At 55.4% G+C, this 20,395-nt stretch carries 26 protein-coding genes; 15 read left to right on the top strand and 11 right to left on the bottom strand.

Annotated elements, in window-relative coordinates; all coding sequences use genetic code 11:
* Window positions 1-4 precede the first annotated feature (4 nt).
* The 5 genes from AB8846_RS01295 to flgB are packed head-to-tail and all read right to left on the bottom strand — an operon-like array spanning window position 5 to window position 3,604.
* On the bottom strand, window positions 5-760 hold the full coding sequence (locus AB8846_RS01295) for a flagellar basal body rod protein FlgF (RefSeq protein WP_029740347.1): 756 nt from the start codon (window positions 758-760) through the stop codon (window positions 5-7).
* Window positions 761-780: 20 nt separating this feature from the next.
* On the bottom strand, window positions 781-2,031 hold the full coding sequence (gene flgE / locus AB8846_RS01290; protein WP_331412647.1) for a flagellar hook protein FlgE: 1,251 nt from the start codon (window positions 2,029-2,031) through the stop codon (window positions 781-783).
* 26 nt (window positions 2,032-2,057) lie between these two features.
* A complete protein-coding gene (flgD, locus tag AB8846_RS01285; RefSeq protein ID WP_063144650.1) occupies window positions 2,058-2,768 on the bottom strand; it encodes a flagellar hook assembly protein FlgD in 711 nt (236 codons plus the stop codon).
* A gap of 11 nt (window positions 2,769-2,779) precedes the next feature.
* Window positions 2,780-3,184, bottom strand: a complete 405-nt coding sequence (flgC, locus tag AB8846_RS01280) for a flagellar basal body rod protein FlgC (protein ID WP_008500814.1) — start codon at window positions 3,182-3,184, stop codon at window positions 2,780-2,782.
* A gap of 3 nt (window positions 3,185-3,187) precedes the next feature.
* Window positions 3,188-3,604 carry a flagellar basal body rod protein FlgB gene (gene flgB, locus AB8846_RS01275; protein WP_023311135.1) on the bottom strand — a complete coding sequence of 139 codons (417 nt, stop codon included), beginning with the start codon at window positions 3,602-3,604 and terminating at the stop codon, window positions 3,188-3,190.
* Window positions 3,605-3,761: 157 nt separating this feature from the next.
* Here flgB and flgA point away from each other — a divergent pair, with 157 nt between their 5' ends.
* The 3 genes from flgA to flgN all read left to right on the top strand — a co-directional run bounded on the left by flgA (window position 3,762) and on the right by flgN (window position 5,238).
* Complete coding sequence (gene flgA, locus AB8846_RS01270; RefSeq protein ID WP_370731830.1) at window positions 3,762-4,421, top strand: flagellar basal body P-ring formation chaperone FlgA; 660 nt, start codon at window positions 3,762-3,764, stop codon at window positions 4,419-4,421.
* Between the two features lie 93 nt (window positions 4,422-4,514).
* A complete protein-coding gene (flgM, locus tag AB8846_RS01265) occupies window positions 4,515-4,808 on the top strand; it encodes a flagellar biosynthesis anti-sigma factor FlgM (RefSeq protein ID WP_023335261.1) in 294 nt (97 codons plus the stop codon).
* Window positions 4,809-4,812: 4 nt separating this feature from the next.
* On the top strand, window positions 4,813-5,238 hold the full coding sequence (gene flgN, locus AB8846_RS01260; protein ID WP_025755834.1) for a flagella biosynthesis chaperone FlgN: 426 nt from the start codon (window positions 4,813-4,815) through the stop codon (window positions 5,236-5,238).
* A gap of 59 nt (window positions 5,239-5,297) precedes the next feature.
* Here flgN and murJ read toward each other — a convergent pair whose 3' ends face one another.
* The 4 genes from murJ to rimJ all read right to left on the bottom strand — a co-directional run bounded on the left by murJ (window position 5,298) and on the right by rimJ (window position 9,133).
* Window positions 5,298-6,833 (bottom strand): murein biosynthesis integral membrane protein MurJ, encoded by a 1,536-nt coding sequence (gene murJ / locus AB8846_RS01255; protein WP_331412650.1) that lies wholly within the window; start codon window positions 6,831-6,833, stop codon window positions 5,298-5,300.
* A gap of 129 nt (window positions 6,834-6,962) precedes the next feature.
* Window positions 6,963-7,886, bottom strand: a complete 924-nt coding sequence (locus AB8846_RS01250; protein WP_311390710.1) for a Gfo/Idh/MocA family oxidoreductase — start codon at window positions 7,884-7,886, stop codon at window positions 6,963-6,965.
* A 2-nt stretch (window positions 7,887-7,888) separates the two neighbouring features.
* Window positions 7,889-8,539 (bottom strand): YceH family protein, encoded by a 651-nt coding sequence (locus tag AB8846_RS01245; protein WP_370731829.1) that lies wholly within the window; start codon window positions 8,537-8,539, stop codon window positions 7,889-7,891.
* A 9-nt stretch (window positions 8,540-8,548) separates the two neighbouring features.
* On the bottom strand, window positions 8,549-9,133 hold the full coding sequence (rimJ, locus tag AB8846_RS01240; protein ID WP_008500822.1) for a ribosomal protein S5-alanine N-acetyltransferase: 585 nt from the start codon (window positions 9,131-9,133) through the stop codon (window positions 8,549-8,551).
* A gap of 236 nt (window positions 9,134-9,369) precedes the next feature.
* Here rimJ and mdtH point away from each other — a divergent pair, with 236 nt between their 5' ends.
* The 9 genes from mdtH (at window position 9,370) to AB8846_RS01195 (ending at window position 16,048) form a co-directional block, all read left to right on the top strand.
* On the top strand, window positions 9,370-10,578 hold the full coding sequence (gene mdtH / locus AB8846_RS01235) for a multidrug efflux MFS transporter MdtH (RefSeq protein WP_063144660.1): 1,209 nt from the start codon (window positions 9,370-9,372) through the stop codon (window positions 10,576-10,578).
* Window positions 10,579-10,701: 123 nt separating this feature from the next.
* Window positions 10,702-11,262: a lipoprotein gene (locus tag AB8846_RS01230; RefSeq protein WP_023311126.1), complete on the top strand. Its 561-nt coding sequence runs from the start codon at window positions 10,702-10,704 to the stop codon at window positions 11,260-11,262.
* A 126-nt stretch (window positions 11,263-11,388) separates the two neighbouring features.
* Complete coding sequence (gene pyrC / locus AB8846_RS01225) at window positions 11,389-12,435, top strand: dihydroorotase (RefSeq protein WP_063144662.1); 1,047 nt, start codon at window positions 11,389-11,391, stop codon at window positions 12,433-12,435.
* A gap of 74 nt (window positions 12,436-12,509) precedes the next feature.
* Window positions 12,510-12,755, top strand: a complete 246-nt coding sequence (dinI, locus tag AB8846_RS01220) for a DNA damage-inducible protein I (protein ID WP_008500826.1) — start codon at window positions 12,510-12,512, stop codon at window positions 12,753-12,755.
* Between the two features lie 274 nt (window positions 12,756-13,029).
* Window positions 13,030-13,284 (top strand): biofilm formation regulator BssS, encoded by a 255-nt coding sequence (gene bssS, locus AB8846_RS01215; protein WP_008500827.1) that lies wholly within the window; start codon window positions 13,030-13,032, stop codon window positions 13,282-13,284.
* Window positions 13,285-13,400: 116 nt separating this feature from the next.
* Complete coding sequence (gene solA, locus AB8846_RS01210) at window positions 13,401-14,519, top strand: N-methyl-L-tryptophan oxidase (RefSeq protein ID WP_370731828.1); 1,119 nt, start codon at window positions 13,401-13,403, stop codon at window positions 14,517-14,519.
* A gap of 60 nt (window positions 14,520-14,579) precedes the next feature.
* The gene (locus AB8846_RS01205) at window positions 14,580-14,693 is read left to right on the top strand and encodes a YceO family protein (protein ID WP_032638658.1); all 114 of its coding nucleotides are present in this window, start codon (window positions 14,580-14,582) and stop codon (window positions 14,691-14,693) included.
* Window positions 14,694-14,901: 208 nt separating this feature from the next.
* Window positions 14,902-15,468: a cytochrome b gene (locus tag AB8846_RS01200; protein ID WP_331412655.1), complete on the top strand. Its 567-nt coding sequence runs from the start codon at window positions 14,902-14,904 to the stop codon at window positions 15,466-15,468.
* A 1-nt stretch (window position 15,469) separates the two neighbouring features.
* Window positions 15,470-16,048 (top strand): YceI family protein, encoded by a 579-nt coding sequence (locus AB8846_RS01195; protein ID WP_063145758.1) that lies wholly within the window; start codon window positions 15,470-15,472, stop codon window positions 16,046-16,048.
* A gap of 41 nt (window positions 16,049-16,089) precedes the next feature.
* Here AB8846_RS01195 and AB8846_RS01190 read toward each other — a convergent pair whose 3' ends face one another.
* Window positions 16,090-17,139 carry a rhodanese-related sulfurtransferase gene (locus AB8846_RS01190; RefSeq protein ID WP_063145759.1) on the bottom strand — a complete coding sequence of 350 codons (1,050 nt, stop codon included), beginning with the start codon at window positions 17,137-17,139 and terminating at the stop codon, window positions 16,090-16,092.
* Between the two features lie 222 nt (window positions 17,140-17,361).
* Here AB8846_RS01190 and AB8846_RS01185 point away from each other — a divergent pair, with 222 nt between their 5' ends.
* From AB8846_RS01185 to AB8846_RS01175, 3 genes are all read left to right on the top strand, one after another.
* Window positions 17,362-18,288 (top strand): Kdo(2)-lipid IV(A) acyltransferase, encoded by a 927-nt coding sequence (locus AB8846_RS01185; RefSeq protein ID WP_032658045.1) that lies wholly within the window; start codon window positions 17,362-17,364, stop codon window positions 18,286-18,288.
* Between the two features lie 140 nt (window positions 18,289-18,428).
* Window positions 18,429-19,646 carry a multidrug efflux MFS transporter MdtG gene (mdtG, locus tag AB8846_RS01180; protein ID WP_370731827.1) on the top strand — a complete coding sequence of 406 codons (1,218 nt, stop codon included), beginning with the start codon at window positions 18,429-18,431 and terminating at the stop codon, window positions 19,644-19,646.
* A gap of 97 nt (window positions 19,647-19,743) precedes the next feature.
* Window positions 19,744-20,118, top strand: a complete 375-nt coding sequence (locus tag AB8846_RS01175; protein WP_023311118.1) for a MysB family protein — start codon at window positions 19,744-19,746, stop codon at window positions 20,116-20,118.
* 6 nt (window positions 20,119-20,124) lie between these two features.
* Here AB8846_RS01175 and AB8846_RS01170 read toward each other — a convergent pair whose 3' ends face one another.
* Entirely contained in the window at window positions 20,125-20,352 is a 228-nt protein-coding gene (locus tag AB8846_RS01170) for a YceK/YidQ family lipoprotein (RefSeq protein ID WP_024908995.1), read from the bottom strand.
* Window positions 20,353-20,395 lie beyond the last annotated feature (43 nt).

Below are 20,395 nucleotides of genomic sequence, written 5' to 3'. Positions count from 1 at the left end.
CCTGTTAACTCATAGCCAGAAGTTGGTTAGCCTTGCCCGCGTTTTCATCCACGCTGCTGATGATCTTCATCTGCATTTCAAAACGACGGGCGCTGGCGATCATGTCGCTCATGGCGGCTACCGGCTTAACGTTGCTGCCTTCCAGAACGCCGGACATCACGCGGATGCTCGGGTCGGCCTGTAACGTGGCACCACGCGTCGCCTGCGCCGCCTGGGTCAGACGGAACATGCCGTCATCGCCACGCTGCACGTCTTTGCCTTCCGCCTTAACCAGCTTCAGACGTCCGACGGGCGCAACGGTGTTGGCCGGGTCGCCCGGGTTCAGCGCGGAAATGGTGCCGTCCGCGGCGATAGTCAGCTCAGAGCCTTCCGGCACGGTCAGCGGGCCCGCTTCACCCATCACCGGATGCCCCTGAATCGTCAGCTGGCCGGTCGCGCTCACCTGGATATTCCCGTTACGGGTATAGCCTTCGCTGCCGTCCGCAGTTTGCACCGCCAGCCAGCCGTCCTGCTGCAGGGCAACGTCCAGCGGGCGTGAGGTGTAGTCCATCTGCCCAGGCGTCATATCTGCGCCAGGGGTCGATGCCGTCACCAGCGTACGGGTTGGCAGGGAGAGCCCTTCAACCGGCACCGCGCGCAGCGCATTAAGCTGCGCGCGAAAGCCCGGCGTTGAGGCGTTTGCCAGGTTGCTGGCGGTAACGGCCTGCTGATTGAGCGTCTGGCTTGCCGCGCCCATCGCGGTATATATTGCGTGATCCATTGCGCTTTCCTGTTAGCCGCTTAACGCAGGTTAACCAGCGTGTTGAGGATCTGATCCTGGGTTTTGATGGTCTGCGCGTTCGACTGATAGTTACGCTGCGCGACAATCATGTTCACCAGTTCTTTACTCATATCCACGTTGGAGGCTTCCAGCGCGCCGTTGGTCAGCTTGCCGAAGTTACCGGTGCCTGCGGTACCCAGCAGCGCCACGCCGGAGGACTGAGACGCAGACCAGACGTTATCGCCTTCCGATTTCAGACCTTCGTTGTTGGCGAAGTTTGCCAGCACGATCTGGCCCAGCACCTGAGACTGTTCGTTAGAGTAGCTACCCACCACGGTGCCATCGTCGTTGATCTGGTAGCTGACCAGGTCGCCTGGCTTGTAACCGTTCTGATTGGTTGCCACAACGCTGTTCGCGCCGGTGTTCTGCTGCATGGAGTTCTGGAAGCTCAGGGAGAAATTCGCAGCCGTCGCACCGCCGACAGAGCCGGTGGTGATGTTGATGGCCGGCGTGGCGTTTGGCGTTCCGCTCAGTGCACCCGCAGCGTCGTAGTTATAGACACCCGCCAGGTTACCGTTCGCATCAAAGTTCATCTGCGCCGCTTTCGTCGCTGTAGAACCTGCTACGCTGCCGTCCTGAGTGTAAAGATCCCATTTATTGTTAGCTGTCTTCACGTAGTAGACATACATGTTATGGGCGTTACCCTGGCTATCGAAGACGGTCACGGTCCCTTTTTTGTTATAGGTATCCGGGTTAGTCGCATCGAACGGGGCAGTTTGAACAGGGTCGGTTGAGTTGAGGTTGATCTGCTGCGTCGCGGTGGTGGTGGCTTTCGCCGACATCAGCGTATTCGGAATGGTGATAGCCTGAGGGTTCGCACCGGTCTGAACGGTTGGAGGCGTTCCCGCTACCGGGTAGCCCGTCAGCTGCATACCCTGCATGTTCACCAGCGTACGGTTTTCGTCCAGCTTGAACTGGCCGTTACGGCTGTAGAACACAGAGCCGTTTGAATCGACCATACGGAAGAAACCGTTCTGGCTAATGGCAACGTCCAGACCGCGACCGGTATTGGTAGTGGTGCCGTCGGTAAAGTCCTGAGTGATGCCTGCAACCTTCACGCCGAGGCCGACTTTGGAACCGGCAAACATGTCTGCAAAGGAAGCAGAACCGGATTTAAAACCATAGGTCGCGGAGTTGGCGATGTTGTTGCCAATGACGTCCAGGTTGGTGGCCGCAGCATTCAGGCCGCTGACCGCTTGAGAAAAGGCCATGACTTACTCCTGATAAGTGTTAGGGCTTAGATAATCTGCCGAACTTCGTCGAGTGTGGTGGTACCAGAGGTACCCAAATCCAGTTTGTTGCCGTCGCTACCTTTAATTACGCCCTGGACCAGCGCGAACTGCAGCGGCTGCGCCACCAGCTGGGTTGTCCCGTTGCTGGCGCTAATCGCCACTTTGTAGGATCCGTTTGGTGCTTTAGTGCCGTCGGTCAGGCTGCCATCCCAGGTAAAGGTGTGAACGCCCGCCTTCAGCTCACCAATATCAATGGTGCGCACGACCGTGCCGTTGCCATCGGTAATGGTTGCGGTAACTTTCTCTGCTGGCTGCTGCAGCTCAACGCCAAACGGCGTGGTGGTCGTGGTGGCGTTGCCATCGGTGGTGCTGGTGCCCGCCAGGATCGTGGTACCCGGGATCATCACCCCGTGACCAATCAGGCTTGCCGCCTGCAGAGACTGGGCGCTGTTAATCTGTCCTGAGACGGAACCAAGGGTGGTGTTGAGTTTCTCAATGCCGCTAACGGTGCTGATCTGCGCAAGCTGCGTGGTCAGTTCGTTGTTCTGCATTGGGTTGGTGGGATCCTGGTTCTTAAGCTGCGCCACCAGCAGCGTCAGAAAGCTGCCCTGAAGATCGGAGGCATTGCTCCCGGTGAGGGAGTTAGAACCCGTCGTACTCTTCGTGTTATTAACACCCGAGTTCGTAGGATCATTCACATTTACGGCGATGGACATGCATGTCTCCTTTACTGGCCGAGAGTGAGCGTTTTGAGCATCATGCTCTTCACGGTATTAAGCACTTCGACGTTGGCCTGGTAGCTACGGGAAGCCGACATGGAGTTCACCATCTCACCCACCACATCCACGTTTGGCATCTTCACGTATCCGCTGGCATCCGCGAGCGGGTTACCCGGCTCATACACCAGCCTGTCCGGCGCCTGGCTCTCTACCACATCAGACACTTTCACGCCGCCCGTCGCCGCGCCTGGCGCAGCATCGACCTGAAAGACAACCTGTTTGGCACGATACGGCTGGCCGTCTGGTCCGGTTACGCTGTCGGCGTTCGCCAGGTTACTGGCAGCCACGTTCAGGCGTTTGGACTGCGCGGTTAATGCCGAACCGGCAATATCAAAAATATTCAGCAAGGCCATCTATCAGTTCCCCCCCTGCAGGACGTTCATCATGCCTTTGATTTGTCCGCCGAGTACGGTCAGGCCCGTCTGGTATTTCAGGCTGTTATCGGCAAACTGCGTACGCTCCCGGTCCATATCCACGGTGTTACCGTCGAGTGAGGGCTGATCGGGAATGCGGTAAAGTAAATCGGTCGCTGGCGCGGTCATCGCCTGAGCAGGAATATGGCGAGAGGATGTCATGGCAAGTGCAACACCCGTTCCTTCGGCACGTCCGCGCTCCATCACCTTTTTGAGTTCACTGGAAAAATCAATATCGCGCGCCTGAAACCCTGGGGTATCGGCGTTAGCGATGTTGGCGGCTAAAATCTCCTGCCGCTGGGCGCGTAAATTGAGCGCTTCCTGCTGAAAACGTAACGCGGCGTCGAGTTTATCGAGCATGTCTCCTCCGCTGATGGCAAAATTTCAGTTCACAGCTTAAATCTCACCCGGTCTCCCCTATCGACGGAATAAGCGCAAAATGCGTCGCTATTTATTGCGTTGATGCAAAACCACTGCAGGTAGAATTCATTCAACTCTGGAAACGGTGGAACTTGCGATGCAAACGTTAAAACGTGGCCTGATGGCAACTTTCTTGCTGTTTAGCCCCCTGGTACAGGCTGAAGGCTTAGAGAATCAGCTGACGGCTTTTTTTGCTGAAAAGCTGGCGGGCTTTAGCGATGAGGTTAACGTTACCGTGCGCACCCCACCGAATCTGTACCCGACCTGTGACCAACCGTCATTCAGCGTGACGGGGACCACCAGGCTGTGGGGGAATGTGAACGTGCTGGCACGCTGCGCCAACGAAAAACGCTATTTACAGGTTGCAGTTCAGGCAACGGGCAATTATGTTGTCGCCGCCGTGCCCATTGCGCGCGGCACCGTGCTGCAGACGAACAGCGTGACGTTAAAGCGCGGCCGTCTGGATCAGCTGCCTCCACGCACCATGCTGGAAATGAACCAGGCACAGGACGCCGTCAGCCTGCGCGATGTCGCCCCCGGCCAGCCGATACAGCTCTCAATGCTGCGTCAGTCATGGCGGGTAAAAGCGGGTCAACAGGTGATGGTCGTGGCCAACGGAGATGGCTTTAGCATCAACAGTGAAGGGAAAGCGTTAAACAATGCCGCGGTGGCGCAAAATGCCCGCGTCAGAATGTCCTCAGGGCAGGTGGTGAGCGGAACCGTCGATTCTGATGGGAATATTCTGATTAACCTATAATCTTTTTAAAGATTTTGCGGCGCGTGCCGATAAATATTCCATTAATGATGATGTCAGGCGCAAACGCCGCGAACCCTCGATGAGGACAACACTATGAGCATTGATCGTACATCAGCCCTGAAGCCGGTAAGCGCTGTACAACCTCGCGAAACGAATGACGCGACGACGCAAAAAACGCGTCTGGAAAAGCCGTCAACGTCCAACAGCACCAGCGTAACCCTGAGCGACGCGCAGGCAAAACTGATGCAGCCAGGCAGCAACGATATCAATATGGAACGTGTTGAAGCGCTGAAAACGGCTATTCGTAACGGTGAACTGAAAATGGATACCAGCAAAATTGCTGATGCCCTGATTCAGGAAGCACAGAGCTTCTTACAGAGTAACTAACCGTATGAGTCGACTGTCAGAAATACTGGATCAAATGACGGTTGTCCTGAACGACCTGAAAACGGTAATGGACGCTGAACAGCAGCATCTCTCTTCCGGTCACATCAACGGCAGCGCGCTGCAGCGTATTACTGAAGACAAAAGTTCGCTTCTGGCAACGCTGGATTATCTGGAGCAACAGCGCCGCGCTGAGCAAGATCCAAAGCGCAGCGCCAATGACGATATTGTTGAGCGCTGGCAAACCATTACCGAAAAAACCCAGCACCTGCGCGATCTTAACCAGCACAACGGCTGGCTGCTTGAAGGTCAGATTGAGCGTAATCAGCAGGCGCTTGAGGTATTAAAACCGCATAAAGAAACCGGACTGTACGGTGCGGATGGTCAGACGGCGACTGCGCGTATTGCGGGAGTTAAAAAGATTTCGATTTGAAGCCTGTGCGACAAATCATGCAGCGGGGAGCACCATAAGGTGAACTCCCCTTTTGGCGTTTATGCCGTCCGGCGGGCAAACTCTTTCACTTTGAAGCCCAGCACCGCGAGCGTGGCAAAGTAAGCCACCACCCCGACGCCCACCACGGCCATCAGCCGCATCAGACGGTAGGGCATGGTGCCCTGGGACCACTCCGGCATCACGTACATCATGCCGAGCAGCGCGGCAGCCATCACCAGTACCGCAACGATCAGACGCACCAGGAAACTCCCCCAGCCCGGCTGCGGCGTGAAAATATCCTGCTTGCGCAGCTGCCAGTACAGCAGCCCGGCATTCAGACAGGCCGCCAGACCAATCGACAATGACAGGCCTGCATGCTTCAGCGGACCAATAAACGCCAGGTTCATCAGCTGCGTCATAATCAGCGTAACAATCGCAATTTTCACCGGCGTTTTAATGTCCTGACGCGAGTAGAACCCGGGCGCCAGCACCTTGACGACAATCAGCCCCATCAATCCGACCGAGTAGGCAATCAGCGCGCGCTGGGTCATAGCGGCATCAAAGGCGGTGAATTTCCCGTACTGGAAGAGCGACACCGTTAGCGGTTTAGCCAGAATACCCAGCGCCACCGCGCTTGGCAGGGCCAGCAGGAAGCAGAGACGTAAACCCCAGTCCATCAGGCGGCAATATTCATCATGATTGCCGCTGGCAAAACTTTTCGACAGCGACGGCAGCAGGATGGTCCCCAGCGCCACGCCCAGCACCCCGGACGGGAACTCCATCAGACGGTCGGCGTAGTACATCCAGGAAACCGAGCCGGACACGAGGAAAGAGGCAAAGATGGTGTTGATGATAAGCGAGATCTGGCTGACGGAGACGCCGAGAATGGCGGGCCCCATCTGCTTGATCACGCGCATCGCCCCGGCATCTTTGAGATTGATGCGCGGCAGCACCAGCATGCCGATTTTTTTCAGATGCGGCAGCTGGTACGCCAGCTGCAGCACGCCGCCGACGGTGACCGCCCAGGCCAGCGCCAGCACCGGCGGGTTGAAGTGCGGCGCGGCGAACAGGGCAAAACCGATCATGCTGACGTTAAGAAACGTCGGCGCAAACGCCGGAACAGAGAAGCGGTTCCAGGTATTCAGGATCGCCCCCACCAGCGAGGCCAGCGAGATGAGCAGAATATAGGGGAAAGTAATGCGCAGCAGCTGCGAGGTCAGCGCAAATTTGTCAGCCGTATCGGCAAAACCGGGCGCGGTCACCATAATTACCCACGGCGCGGCCAGCATACCGAGTACGGTCACCACCGCCAAAGCCAGCGTCAGCAGCCCGGAGACATAAGAAACAAAGACGCGCGTCGCGTCTTCACCCTGCTTGCTTTTATATTCCGCCAGAATAGGCACGAATGCCTGAGAAAACGCCCCTTCAGCAAAAATACGACGCAGCAGGTTCGGCAATTTGAACGCGACGAAAAAGGCGTCCGTGGCCATCCCCGCACCAAATACCCTTGCCACAATGGCGTCGCGCGCAAAACCCAGCACGCGGGAAAACATGGTCATCGAGCTGACGGCCGCCAGCGATTTTAATAAGTTCATTAACGTGAATTTCCAGAACCATACGGATTTGTAGGCCAGGTAAGCGTAAGCGCCACCCGGCAAAGCCAACAAGCGGCGCTTAGTCTAACCGGATTTCAACGAATTACTATCCGCAGATGTTACAGCGAGTTATTCGCTCATGGCCTCGCGCCAGAGCCTTTCCACAATGCGCTGCGCCAGAATGGCCTGCTCGCCGGACGTTTCAGGAACCGTCTGATTTTGCACGCAGGTGATAAAGTGGCGGGCGCATCCTGCGAAACCGCGCTGCTCCAGAGTACTCTGCCAGCCTGGCGCCGGGAGCGTCACCACGCCGTTGCCCTTCTCTTCCCGCCACTCGCGCATGTCCGTAATGTCATACAGCGCGCCGTCGGTCACCGCCTGCACGGATTCACGCTGGCTTCCCGCCCGACGGTGCATGCTGGTGGTAATCTGAAGATGCTCAACGGCGAAGTGGTGTTCCGCATAGACCATCTGCCCCTGGTCATTCGTCAACAGGGTACCGCTTTTCAGCTGTGCATTACCGTTGCTCAGCCACAGCGCCGTATCCACAACGTGCAGATAATCATCCAGAAGGGTGAAGCGCAGATCGTTAGGCCCAATGCTGTCGGTGCGGTGCTTATCCATCCGCAGCGAGGCGAGCGTGCCCGACTGCGCCTTCAGCTGCTGATAAAGCGGCGCAAAGCGGCGGTTGAAGCCCACCATCAGCGTCAGTTTTTTGCGCGCGGCCAGCTCAATCAGCCGTTCGGCATCCTGAACATTTTCCGCCAGCGGTTTATCCACGCAGACGTGAACCCCCGCATTGAGCAGCTCGCTCACCACCTGATAGTGGGTTGCCGTTGAGGTATGCACAAAAACCGCATCACACTCGCGGGCCAGATCCTGCAGGGAGGCGGCATACGGAATGCGCCAGGTTTCGCAGATACGTTCTGCCTTTTCGCGGGTGGGTGACCATGCCCCTTGCAGGGTCCAGTCCGTCGCCGCACCTAAAACAGGCAGCCAGGCTTTCTGCGCGATGCCGCCCAGCCCCACCACGCCTACGCGTAATTTTTTCACCGTCAGTCTCCCAAATGTGCCAGCAACGCATCCAGACGCTGTTTCAGCCCGGCGACCTCGTCTTCCAGCGCCTCTACGCGTGCGGCAAGACCGTCATTGCCTGCTGAGGATCCCTCGTCGCTCTCCACGGTAGCGACATCGACGTCGCCGCTGAACAGATGCATATAGCGGCTTTCACGTTTGCCCGGCTCGCGGGCCAGACGCACCACGTATGGGCCGTCTTCACGAGAAGCCAGCCCTTCCAGGGTCTGCTCGACCTCCTGCATATCGCTGAACTCATGCATACGGGAAGCACGCGTGCGCAGCTCCCCCGGCGTCTGCGCCCCGCGCAGCAATAGCGTGGTGATGACCGCCACTTCCGCACTGCTCAGCTTCAGGTCACCGAATTCGGAGTTACAAAAGCGCTGTTCGTATTTGGTCACGCGGTTGCCAAAGCCGCTGACGGTGCGCAGATAGTGGCGTTTTACCAGCGCATCCAGCACGTCCTGAACGTCATGCTCGCTGAGGTTCATCACCGGCTCGCGGTTGGTCTTCTGGTTGCAGGCCATGGTCACGGCGTTGACGGAGAGCGGATACTGCTCCGGCGTGGTGACCTGTTTTTCGAGTAAGCACCCAATCACGCGCGCTTCTGTACCGTTTAGCTGATACTTCATCTTTTCTCCTTAACGACCTGCGGTCCAGTCCCGGGTGGTTAACGCCGTCAGAACGTGGTCGCGCCACTCTCCGTCTATCAGCAGATAGTCTTTAGCGTAACCCTCTTTCTCGAACCCTAAACGCGCCAGCAAATTGCCGCTGCGCTGATTATGCGGCATATAGTTCGCCATGATGCGATGGATATGTTGCGTGCGTTGCATATAGCGGATCGCCACCGTTAACGCCTCGTACATCAGCCCCTGCCCCTGCCATTTCTGGCCGATGGAGTAGCCAAGGTAGCAGGCGTGAAACGATCCCCGCACCACGTTTGAAAAATTGGCGATCCCGATAATCTCTTTCTCTTCAGGATCCAGCAGCGCGAAATAGAACGCGCTGCCCTGCTTGTGAAATTCCGTAATCATGCTGAGGCGCGCCTGCCAGCCGGAAGGGTAACAATGGCTCTCATCCCGAACGGGTTCCCAGGGTTTTAAAAACTGGCGATTCTCGGCGTAATAATCCGCCAGACGCCAGGCATCACGCTCATGCACCAGACGAACGACCAGCCTGTCCGTTGTCAGACGCACTTTTGGCACATTACTGCGATAGCCAAACATCGATACCACTCCTTCCCGTCACTTCTGCTTACCCATTAGCTTTACTATACCTGCGCCCGCGCCGTCTGTGAAAACAGTGACATACCATTTTGCCCTCTTTTCATTATTTTCGATGAGAACTCTCTATCAAAGCACCCTTTTGATAAAAAAATATTGTCACGCCCAGGGGTGGGAAAAAACGCGGCGACACCGCAGAATGTTAGCGTGCTCACCTTCTTATTTTCCCTGGAGGGAAAATGTCCCGCGTATCACAGGCCAGGAGCCTGGGTAAATATTTCCTGCTCGTCGATAACATGCTGGTCGTGCTCGGCTTTTTTGTCGTTTTTCCATTGATATCGATTCGCTTTGTCGATCAGATGGGCTGGGCGGCATTAATGGTTGGCATTGCCCTGGGGTTACGCCAGTTTGTCCAGCAGGGCCTGGGGGTCTTTGGCGGGGCCATCGCCGACCGCTTTGGCGCTAAGCCGATGATCGTTACCGGTATGCTGCTGCGCGCGGCAGGCTTTGCCACGATGGCGGTCGCCCAGGAACCCTGGCTGCTCTGGTTCTCCTGTTTCCTCTCCGGTATCGGTGGCACGCTGTTCGATCCGCCACGCACCGCGCTGGTGGTGAAGCTGATTCGCCCGCAGCATCGAGGCCGTTTCTTCTCGATTCTGATGATGCAGGACAGTGCCGGGGCGGTTATCGGCGCCCTGCTGGGAAGCTGGCTGCTGCAGTATGACTTCCGACTGGTCTGCGCGGCGGGGGCGGTGCTCTTTATTCTGTGCGCGCTGTTTAATGGCCTGTTCCTGCCCGCCTGGAAACTGTCGACGGTCAAAGCGCCGGTCCGGGAAGGGCTTGGCCGCGTCCTGCGCGACAAACGTTTTGTCACCTATGTGCTGACCCTGACGGGCTACTACATGCTGGCTGTGCAGGTCATGCTGATGCTGCCGATCATGGTTAACGACATTGCGGGCACGCCTGCGGCAGTTAAATGGATGTACGCCATTGAAGCCGCACTTTCCCTGACGCTGCTCTATCCGATAGCCCGCTGGAGCGAGCGGCGTTTTCGTCTGGAGCATCGCCTGATGGCTGGGCTGTTCCTGATGACGCTGAGCATGATGCCGATCGGCCTGGTGAACTCTCTCCAGCAGCTGTTTACGCTGATTTGCACGTTCTACATAGGGTCGATCATCGCCGAGCCTGCCCGTGAAACGCTAAGCGCCTCGCTTGCGGATGCGCGTGCACGCGGGAGCTATATGGGTTTCAGCCGGCTGGGGCTGGCGCTTGGCGGCGCATTAGGTTACGCCGGTGGCGGCTGGTTGTTTGACGCCGGCAAAGCGTTAAACCAGCCCGAACTCCCGTGGATGATGCTCGGCGCGGTGGGCTTTATGACGCTCCTTGCCCTGTGGTGGCAGTTCAGCCAGAAACGCAGCGCGAGCGGGATGCTCGAGCCTGGCGCGTAGCCTTTCCCTCGGGCGGGAGCCCTTCCCGCCCCACTTCTCAGTTTTTTCTGCTGGTTTCTGCCAATTCACACTGACATACTGACGTAACAGGACAGAAGCGCCGATTTTTCGTTGAGGAACACTATGAAGAAAATTGTCTTTGCCGCGGCATTAGTTGTCAGCGGTCTGCTGGTTGGCTGTAACCAGCTCACGCAATATACCGTCAGTGAACAGGAAATTAATCAGGCGCTGGAAAAACATAACAATTTTTCTAAAGACATTGGCGTGCCGGGGCTGGCGGACGCGCATATCGTGCTCACGAATCTGACCAGCCAGATTGGACGTGAAGAACCAAACAAAGTCACCCTGGCCGGTGACGCGGATCTTGATATGTCATCCCTCTTTGGCAATCAGAAAGCCAACATCAAGCTCAAGCTGAAGGCCCTGCCCGTTTTCAACAAAGAGAAAGGGGCGATTTTCCTCCAGGAGATGGAAGTCGTCGATGCGCAGGTGTCGCCGGACAAGATGGCACCGGTACTGCAAACCCTGATGCCCTATCTGAACCAGTCGCTGCGTAATTATTTTAACCAGCAGCCCGCGTACGTCCTAAGCGAAGACAAAAGCAAGGGTGAAGCTCTGGCGAAAAAATATGCAAAAGGCATAGAGGTGAAACCGGGTGAAATTATCATTCCTTTCACCGATTAACCTGAAGGGCGCTGCGGCGCCCTTTTTTTTACGGAAAAGTGTGCAAACGAAAACGTTTCCGCTTATGATTTGTGTCCGGCAAAAACAGCCATCCTTATGACTGATTCCTGACAAGCCGGAGCTTCCATGACTGCACAACCCCAGGTTCTTAAAATCCGCCGCCCTGACGACTGGCATATCCATCTGCGTGATGGCGATATGCTGAAAACCGTCGTGCCTTATACCAGCGAAATTTATGGCCGCGCGATTGTCATGCCTAACCTGGTTCCACCAGTCACCACCGTCGATGCCGCGATCGCCTATCGCCAGCGCATCCTGGATGCCGTGCCTGCGGGACACGATTTTACCCCGTTGATGACCTGCTATCTGACCGACTCGCTGGACCCAAACGAAGTCGAACGTGGGTTTAACGAAGGCGTATTTACGGCAGCGAAACTCTACCCGGCGAATGCCACTACCAACTCCAGCCACGGCGTCACCAGCATTGATGCGATCATGCCGGTTCTGGAACGCATGCAGAAACTGGGCATGCCGCTGCTGGTCCATGGTGAAGTCACGCATGCCGAGATTGACATCTTCGACCGTGAAGCCCGCTTTATCGAGACCGTAATGGAACCTCTGCGCCAGCGCCTGCCTGCGCTTAAAGTGGTCTTTGAGCATATCACCACCAAAGACGCGGCAGAGTACGTGCGTGACGGCAACGAACTTATCGCCGCCACCATTACGCCGCAGCACCTGATGTTTAACCGTAACCACATGCTGGTGGGCGGGGTGCGCCCTCACCTGTACTGCCTGCCGATTCTCAAGCGCAACATCCACCAGCAGGCGCTGCGCGAGCTGGTTGCCAGCGGCTTCTCCCGCGCGTTCCTCGGCACAGATTCCGCACCTCACGCCCGCCATCGTAAAGAGGCGAGCTGCGGCTGCGCAGGCTGCTTCAACGCTCCAACGGCGCTTGCCAGCTACGCGACCGTATTTGAAGAGATGAACGCGCTGGAACATTTCGAAGCGTTCTGCTCCCTTAACGGCCCGCGCTTCTACGGCCTGCCGGTCAATGACACCTTCATCGAACTGGAGCGTAAAGCGAGCCACGTTGAGGAGTCCATTGCGCTGACGGATGACACGCTGATCCCCTTCCTGGCGGGCGAAACCGTCAACTGGACGGTAAAACGTTAAAAAATCAATGCCCCTTGTTGTCAAACCGACAATATGCCTGTATAAATAAACAGTATATTACACAGGGGGCATTTATGCGTATTGAAGTCACCATAGCCAAAACAACCGTTCTGCCTGCCGGCGCGCTTGATGCACTGGCAGGCGAATTATCCCGCCGTATTAACAACACTTTTCCCGACAACGCGGGTGCCGTAACGGTGCGTTACGCCGCGGCGAACAACCTCTCCGTCATTGGTGCAGCTAAAGAAGATAAAGACCGCATCAGCGAAATCCTGCAGGAAACGTGGGAAAGCGCAGACGACTGGTTTATCACAGATTAACACTGCTCCCTCATTGTGTTTTTTTGCCGGGTCGCCCCGGCTTTTTTTTGCCTAAAAATACGGTAAGTTCAAATTAATTCGGCATCTTCTTTAAGAATCGTGAACAAGATGGTGTTTTATTGTTCGAACAATCCTAAAAAGCAGAAAAATGTGTTGCCACCTGTTTATTTTTCCCTTCGGAACCCTTATTACTTGGTATACTGAAGATGCTTTCAGAAAAACATGCATTGAACCTCAAAGCCGTTGTCTTCTAACACGCATTAAGGGGGTTATAATGGAAAAGAATAGTGAAGTGATCCAGACCCATCCACTTGTTGGCTGGGATATCAGTACCGTAGATAGCTACGATGCGCTGATGCTGCGTTTGCACTACCAGACCCCGAATCAACTCAACCGTGAAGAAGCGGAAGTTGGACAGACGCTGTGGCTTACAACAGACGTCGCCCGTCAGTTTATTTCTATTTTAGAGGCAGGTATTGCAAAAATAGAATCTGGCGACTATCAGGAAAATGAGTATAAACGGCACTAAGCTTATGCCCACTTTTCTCTCTACAGGCACCCTCGCGGTGCCTTATTTATTTCTCCCTTGTCTAACCCCGCGTTGTTAATTACTCTGCTAACAAAACATCAGTTTACGAGATGCATATGAGATACGACTTAATCATTATTGGTAGCGGCTCCGTGGGTTCCGCCGCCGGTTATTACGCAACACAGGCAGGCCTGAAGGTCCTGATGATCGATGCCCATCTTCCTCCCCATGCGGAAGGCAGCCATCATGGCGATACCCGCCTCATGCGCCATGCGTATGGAGAAGGCGAGCGCTATGTACCGCTGGTGCTTCGCGCCCAGACGCTGTGGGACGAGCTGGCGAAACAGACCGAAGAGCGTATTTTCGAGCGCACAGGCGTTATCAACCTTGGCCCTGCCCATTCTGACTTTCTCGCCAGCGTCGAGCGCAGCGCGAAAGCCTTTAATCTCGATGTTGAGAAGCTGGACGCCACGGGCATTACCGCGCGCTGGCCTGAAATTACCGTCCCGGACGATTACATTGGCCTCTTTGAAGCCCACTCCGGCGTATTGCATTGTGAAACGGCGATCAAAACCTGGATCGATCTTGCCGCGAAAGCCGGCTGTGCGCAGCTGTTTAACTGTCCGGTAGAGGCCATCACCCATGACGAGAATGGCGTCACGGTAACGACTATTGACGGCGACTATTCAGCGTCCCGCCTGCTCGTCAGCGCAGGAACCTGGGTCACTCGCCTGCTGCCGGAACTGCCGATCCAGCCGGTGCGCAAGGTCTTCTCCTGGTTCCAGTCGGATGGTCGCTACAGCGCGCAGAATAAATTCCCGGCCTTCACCGGCGAATTGCCGAATGGCGATCAGTTCTACGGTTTCCCTTCCGAGAAAGACGCGCTGAAAATCGGTAAACACAACGGTGGCCAGGCTATCACCTCCCCTGAAGAGCGTAAGCCTTTCGGCGCTTTCCCACAGGATGGTTCGGAAGCTTTCTCGTTCCTGCGTACTGTTCTTCCAGGCGTCGGTGGCTTGCTGTATGGCGCGGCCTGTACCTACGACAACACGCCGGATGAAGACTTTATCATTGATACGCTGCCCGGGCATGACAGCACCCTGCTTATCACCGGACTGAGCGGCCACGGCTTTAAGTTCGCTTCCGTGCTGGGTGAAATCGCCGCGCAGTTTGCCCAGGGTATCACGCCGCAGTTTGATCTGACGCCCTTCTCACTCTCGCGTTTTAACGGATAATCCGCTACGGGCTCCGGACGTCCCGGGGCCCGTTTCATTCACACTGCATTACGGGGCGTTATGCGCAGGATCGTTAGCTTTCTTATGAATAATATTCGCGAGCATTTTATGCTCTATATCTTATTGTGGGCGCTGCTGGCCATTATTGATTTTGTTTACATTGTATTTTATTGAAAAGCACAGCTGACAATAACTGACATTAATTTAAATTTATTGAAACTCTCAATTTCATCTTGCACGAAGACATTGAATTACCTTTATCAATCCTGTTCAAAAGCGCTGAAATAAATAAAATAAAAATCAATAGACAATTATTTCAGTTGCATTATCACATCTTCCCGTTCATTTTTACCCTTCGGTTAATTTGAAAATGGACATTCTGATGCAATTGCGTAACTCCTCCCGGCGCTACGGAATAATATCCATAGCTTTGCACTGGATATTTGCCATCGCCGTCTACGGTATGTTTGGACTTGGGCTCTGGATGGTCACGCTCAGCTATTACGATGGCTGGTATCACCAGGCACCGGAGTTACATAAAAGCATTGGCGTCCTCCTGATGCTGGGCCTGGTTTTTCGCGTAATCTGGCGGCATGTTTCCCCGCCGCCCGCCGCGCCGAAGACCCACGGTAAAATGACCCGCCTGAGTGCAGTTGCCGCGCATATCGCGCTCTATGCGCTGCTCTTCGCCATCCTGATCAGCGGCTACCTTATCTCAACGGCGGACGGTAAGCCGATTAGCGTCTTTGGCCTTTTTGACGTCCCGGCAACGCTCAGCGATGCGGGCGCTCAGGCCGACACCGCAGGGGTCGTTCACCTCTGGCTTGCGTGGAGCGTCGTGATCCTGTCTGTACTGCACGGGCTGGCCGCCCTCAAACACCACTTTATTGATAAAGACGATACGCTAAAGCGCATGCTTGGCCGCTCGTCAGTTGACTCTGGAGCATAAAATGAAAAAACACCTGCTGGGTATCGCATTGGGTTCTCTGTTATTCACCGCCGGTTCCGCCGTGGCGGCCGATTATAAAATTGATAAAGAGGGCCAGCACGCTTTCGTCAATTTTCGTATTCAGCACCTGGGATACAGCTGGCTGTACGGTACCTTTAAGGATTTTGACGGTACATTCACCTTTGACGAGAAAAATCCTGCCGCCGACAAGGTCAACGTGACCATTAATACTAACAGCGTGGATACCAATCATGCTGAACGTGATAAACATCTGCGCAGCGGGGAATTTCTCAATGTCGGGAAATACCCACAGGCTACATTCACCTCCACGGAAGTGAAAAAAGAGGGTGATAAGCTGAATATTACCGGCAACCTGACGCTTAATGGCGTAACAAAACCGGTCACGCTGGATGCTAAATTACTGGGTCAGGGTGACGATCCGTGGGGCGGTAAACGCGCAGGTTTTGAAGCGGCGGGTAAAATTCACCTGAAAGATTTTAATATCACAACGGATTTAGGCCCGGCGTCTCAGGACGTTGAGCTGGTTATTTCCGTTGAAGGTGTACAGCAGAAATCATAATAGATTCGCCCGGCAGGCTTTTGCCGTGCCGGGCGTTATTATCATTCCGGGTCGGGGATACCCAGTTTGGTATTCAGACGGCCGCGTGATTTATTGAAAATCTTGTTGCCGTTTTCACGTCCTGCGCGACGGCGACGCTGCTCTTCTTCCGGCAGGATGCTCTCTTCGCTGCACAACTCGCTGCAGCAGCCGTTAAACTTCTCGGCACAGGCCGGGCACTGAATAAACAGCAGATGGCACCCGTCGTTTTTGCAGTTGGTATGGGTATCGCACGGCGCACCGCACTGGTGGCACTGGGCAATCACGTCTTCGGAAATACGCTCGCCCATACGCTCGTCAAAGACAAAGTTTTTCCCGATAAAGCGTACCGGTAAACCCTGCTCGCGGGCGCGGCGGGCGTACTCGATAATGCCGCCTTCAATATGCCAGACCTTATTAAAGCCGTTGTGCTTCATCCACGCGCTGGCTTTCTCACAGCGGATACCGCCGGTGCAGTACATAACGATCTTTTTATCTTTATGTTCCTGCATCATCTCGACCGCTTTGGGCAGCTGCTCGCGGAAGGTGTCGGCCGGGATTTCCATCGCGTTCTCGAAATGCCCCACTTCGTACTCATAGTGGTTACGCATATCAATGAACACGGCATCCGGATCGTCCAGCATCGCATTCACTTCCGCAGCCTTCAGATATTCACCGACATCCGCCGCGTTAAACTCAGGATCGTCGATACCGTCCGCCACGATGCGTTCACGCACCTTCATGCGCAGCACCCAGAAGGATTTCCCGTCATCGTCCAGGGCAATGTTCAGGCGTAAGCCGTCGAGGGCCGGATCGAAGTGATAAAGAGCGTCGCGGAAAGCGCTGACTTTGCTTTCCGGTACGCTAATTTGCGCGTTGATGCCTTCACGGGCAAGGTAGACGCGGCCGAAGACGTTCAGCGCCGTGAATGCCTGATAAAGCGCATCGCGGGTCGCCTGCGGATCGTTGATGGTGAAGTATTTGTAGAAAGAGATGGTTGTGCGCGGTTCGGTTTCAGCCAACATGCGCGCTTTTAACATCTCATTCGACACGCGGTTGTGTAACACTGGCATGGTGTACAGTCCTGGAATCGTTAGAGAGAATGAAAAATCGGTCGGCATCATATAGCAAACAAAACCAATTTACATCCACACAATTTACGCTACATTTCACACACCCTGATTAATCAGGCTTAACAATTGCTGTATTCGTGCACGCTTCGAAAGCAGATATTTTGGCTACGTCTCAAAAAATGAGACACTAGCAGAACAGGACGTTTGAAAAACAGGATAGACATGACCCAGTTACCAAAATTTACTGCCGCCCTTTTGCATCCCCGTTATTGGTTGACCTGGCTTGGCATCGGCTTTTTATGGCTTCTGGTACAGCTTCCCTACCCTGTTATTTTTCGGTTGGGTAAATTTTTGGGCCGTTTCGCGCAACTGTTTATGAAGCGTCGCGCCAGAATCGCGTACCGCAATCTTGAGCTGTGTTTTCCGCAGATGAGCGAGTCAGAGCGTCACGATATGGTCGCGAAGAATTTCGAATCCGTCGGGATGGGGCTCATGGAAACCGGTATGGCGTGGTTCTGGCCGGACAAACGCATGGCCCGCTGGAGCGAGGTGACGGGGACCGGCATGGAGCCGGTGCATACGCTTCAGGCCAATCAGACGGGCGTGCTGCTGATCGGCGTCCATTTCCTGACGCTGGAAATCGGGGCGCGCATGTTCGGCATGCAGGCGCCCGGCATTGGCGTTTATCGTCCTAACGATAACCCGGTCATCGATTTAATCCAGACCAACGGCCGCATGCGCTCCAACAAAAGCATGATCGACCGCAAGGATCTGAAGGGGATGATCCGCGCGCTAAAATCCGGTGAAGTGGTCTGGTATGCCCCCGACCACGACTATGGCCCACAGGCCAGCGTGTTTGTCCCCTTCTTCGCCGTTGAAGAGGCCGCCACAACGACCGGTACGTGGATGCTGGCGCGCATGTCCAAAGCCGCCATCGTGCCTTTTGTTCCCCGCCGTAAGCCGGATGGTTCAGGCTACGAGCTGATGATGCTGGAGCCGGAACTCGCGCCGCCGCTTGACGATGCAGAAACCACCGCGCGCTGGATGAACAGCGTTGTGGAGAAGTGCATCATGCTGGCGCCCGAGCAGTACATGTGGCTGCACCGCCGTTTTAAAACCCGGCCACAAGGTACGCCGTCCCGCTATTAATCCTCCTGCGGTCCTCAGGGCCGCATGCCGTTTTAGCTTTAAAAGCTCCTCCTCATTGCGGCATTCATAACCCAGGCGCATAATTAGCAGGCTTATTACTTTATGCTTCAGGTGCTCTGCACCTCATTATGCGGATTGTTATGTCACCCTCAGATGCCCCCATAAACTGGAAGCGTAACCTCACGGTTGCGTGGCTTGGCTGTTTTCTTACCGGCGCGGCGTTTAGCCTGGTCATGCCCTTCCTGCCGCTTTACGTCGAACAGCTTGGCGTGACGGGCCACAGCGCGCTCAATATGTGGTCTGGCCTGGTATTCAGCATCACGTTTCTCTTTTCCGCGATAGCCTCGCCCTTCTGGGGCGGCCTTGCCGATCGCAAGGGACGTAAAATCATGCTGCTGCGCTCGGCGCTGGGGATGGCCATTATCATGGCGCTGATGGGCGTGGCGCAGAACGTCTGGCAGTTTCTGATCCTGCGCGCGCTGCTGGGCCTGCTGGGAGGATTTATTCCCAACGCGAACGCCCTGATAGCCACGCAAATTCCCCGCCATAAGAGCGGCTGGGCGCTAGGAACACTCTCCACCGGCGGCGTGAGCGGTGCTCTGCTGGGACCGCTGGCGGGTGGATTACTGGCGGATAACTACGGCCTGCGCCCGGTCTTTTTCATCACCGCCAACGTGTTGTTCCTGTGCTTTATCGTCACCCTGCTCTGTATTCGTGAAAACTTCACGCCTGTCGCCAAAAAAGAGATGCTCCACGCCAGGGAGGTGCTGACCTCGCTTAAAAATCCCAGACTGGTGCTGAGCCTGTTCGTGACGACAATGATTATCCAAGTCGCTACCGGGTCAATAGCCCCTATTCTGACGCTGTACGTTCGCGACCTGGCGGGTAACGTCAGCAATATTGCGTTCATCAGCGGGCTGATTGCCTCCGTACCCGGCGTGGCGGCGCTGCTGAGCGCCCCGAGGCTGGGAAAACTGGGGGATCGGGTGGGTCCGGAAAAAATCCTGATCTGCGCGCTGGTGATTTCCGTCCTGCTGCTTATCCCGATGTCGTTGGTGCAAACGCCATGGCAGCTGGGCTTACTTCGCTTTTTGCTGGGTGCCGCCGACGGCGCGCTGCTGCCCGCCGTACAGACCCTGCTGGTCTACAACTCCACGAACCAGATTGCCGGGCGTATCTTCAGCTATAACCAGTCATTCCGGGATATCGGCAACGTCACCGGACCGCTTCTCGGGGCAGGGATCTCCGCCAGCTTCGGTTTTCGCGCCGTCTTTATCGTGACGGCGGGCGTCGTGTTGTTCAATGCCATTTATTCATGGTTCAGTTTATCCCGTGCGCTACGGCCCGCGACGGAATAAGACGAACGCCTGACGGCTTATTTTCGCATTCATACTTGCAGAATCTTATATTCAGCTATTCTTTCCCTGAAACCTTCTGGAAAACAGGGAGACACCAATGACCATGTACGCCACGCTGGAAGAAGCTATTGATGCCGCTCGTGAAGAGTTCCTCGCCGATAATCCCGGCGTTGAAGAAGAAGATGCTGACGTGCAACAGCTTAATATCCAAAAATACGTTCTGCAGGATGGGGATATTATGTGGCAGGCCGAATTCTTTGCCGATGAAGGTGAAGAAGGGGAATGTTTACCGATATTAAGCGGTGAAGGTGCGCAGGCCGTCTTTGATGGCGACTATGACGAAATCGAACTTCGCCAGGAATGGCTAGAGGAGAACACCCTGCACGAGTGGGATGAGGGAGAGTTTCAGCTCGAGCCACCGCTGGATACGGAAGAAGGTCAAACCGCTGCCGATGAGTGGGACGAGCGGTAATTTACGCTATTCGTAAGGGCCGTGGCTGGCATCGATCGGCAGCAACAGCGTGTCGAAAATCAGCGAGAACGGCAGATCGAGCACGGTCAGGTAGCGCCATGCGGAATCACGGAGATCCCATTTCACGCCCGGGTAATACTGATTCCCATGGCCTTGCCCTGGAATGGTGCGGCTGATGATACTGCCGCAGCCGCTGAGCAGGCATGCCATCATGACGACGATGATTATTCTCATCTCTAACCTCTAAAAAAATACCGGCCTCACAGCCGGTATTTTA

It is taken from the genome of Enterobacter sp. KB-221C9 (genome assembly GCF_041320715.1).
Lineage (GTDB): Bacteria > Pseudomonadota > Gammaproteobacteria > Enterobacterales > Enterobacteriaceae > Enterobacter > Enterobacter asburiae_D.
Note: the sequence above shows the minus strand (reverse complement) of the source record. Positions and strands in the feature narration are given on the sequence as shown.

Bases quoted from the DNA above. Each gene is read 5' to 3' on its own strand.
- AB8846_RS01295 (WP_029740347.1), bottom strand. From the start codon at position 760: ATGGATCACGCAATATATACCGCGATGGGCGCGGCAAGCCAGACGCTC.
- flgE (WP_331412647.1), bottom strand. From the start codon at position 2,031: ATGGCCTTTTCTCAAGCGGTCAGCGGCCTGAATGCTGCGGCCACCAAC.
- flgD (WP_063144650.1), bottom strand. From the start codon at position 2,768: ATGTCCATCGCCGTAAATGTGAATGATCCTACGAACTCGGGTGTTAAT.
- flgC (WP_008500814.1), bottom strand. From the start codon at position 3,184: ATGGCCTTGCTGAATATTTTTGATATTGCCGGTTCGGCATTAACCGCG.
- flgB (WP_023311135.1), bottom strand. From the start codon at position 3,604: ATGCTCGATAAACTCGACGCCGCGTTACGTTTTCAGCAGGAAGCGCTC.
- flgA (WP_370731830.1), top strand. From the start codon at position 3,762: ATGCAAACGTTAAAACGTGGCCTGATGGCAACTTTCTTGCTGTTTAGC.
- flgM (WP_023335261.1), top strand. From the start codon at position 4,515: ATGAGCATTGATCGTACATCAGCCCTGAAGCCGGTAAGCGCTGTACAA.
- flgN (WP_025755834.1), top strand. From the start codon at position 4,813: ATGAGTCGACTGTCAGAAATACTGGATCAAATGACGGTTGTCCTGAAC.
- murJ (WP_331412650.1), bottom strand. From the start codon at position 6,833: ATGAACTTATTAAAATCGCTGGCGGCCGTCAGCTCGATGACCATGTTT.
- AB8846_RS01245 (WP_370731829.1), bottom strand. From the start codon at position 8,539: ATGAAGTATCAGCTAAACGGTACAGAAGCGCGCGTGATTGGGTGCTTA.
- rimJ (WP_008500822.1), bottom strand. From the start codon at position 9,133: ATGTTTGGCTATCGCAGTAATGTGCCAAAAGTGCGTCTGACAACGGAC.
- mdtH (WP_063144660.1), top strand. From the start codon at position 9,370: ATGTCCCGCGTATCACAGGCCAGGAGCCTGGGTAAATATTTCCTGCTC.
- AB8846_RS01230 (WP_023311126.1), top strand. From the start codon at position 10,702: ATGAAGAAAATTGTCTTTGCCGCGGCATTAGTTGTCAGCGGTCTGCTG.
- pyrC (WP_063144662.1), top strand. From the start codon at position 11,389: ATGACTGCACAACCCCAGGTTCTTAAAATCCGCCGCCCTGACGACTGG.
- dinI (WP_008500826.1), top strand. From the start codon at position 12,510: ATGCGTATTGAAGTCACCATAGCCAAAACAACCGTTCTGCCTGCCGGC.
- bssS (WP_008500827.1), top strand. From the start codon at position 13,030: ATGGAAAAGAATAGTGAAGTGATCCAGACCCATCCACTTGTTGGCTGG.
- solA (WP_370731828.1), top strand. From the start codon at position 13,401: ATGAGATACGACTTAATCATTATTGGTAGCGGCTCCGTGGGTTCCGCC.
- AB8846_RS01205 (WP_032638658.1), top strand. From the start codon at position 14,580: ATGCGCAGGATCGTTAGCTTTCTTATGAATAATATTCGCGAGCATTTT.
- AB8846_RS01200 (WP_331412655.1), top strand. From the start codon at position 14,902: ATGCAATTGCGTAACTCCTCCCGGCGCTACGGAATAATATCCATAGCT.
- AB8846_RS01195 (WP_063145758.1), top strand. From the start codon at position 15,470: ATGAAAAAACACCTGCTGGGTATCGCATTGGGTTCTCTGTTATTCACC.
- AB8846_RS01190 (WP_063145759.1), bottom strand. From the start codon at position 17,139: ATGCCAGTGTTACACAACCGCGTGTCGAATGAGATGTTAAAAGCGCGC.
- AB8846_RS01185 (WP_032658045.1), top strand. From the start codon at position 17,362: ATGACCCAGTTACCAAAATTTACTGCCGCCCTTTTGCATCCCCGTTAT.
- mdtG (WP_370731827.1), top strand. From the start codon at position 18,429: ATGTCACCCTCAGATGCCCCCATAAACTGGAAGCGTAACCTCACGGTT.
- AB8846_RS01175 (WP_023311118.1), top strand. From the start codon at position 19,744: ATGACCATGTACGCCACGCTGGAAGAAGCTATTGATGCCGCTCGTGAA.
- AB8846_RS01170 (WP_024908995.1), bottom strand. From the start codon at position 20,352: ATGAGAATAATCATCGTCGTCATGATGGCATGCCTGCTCAGCGGCTGC.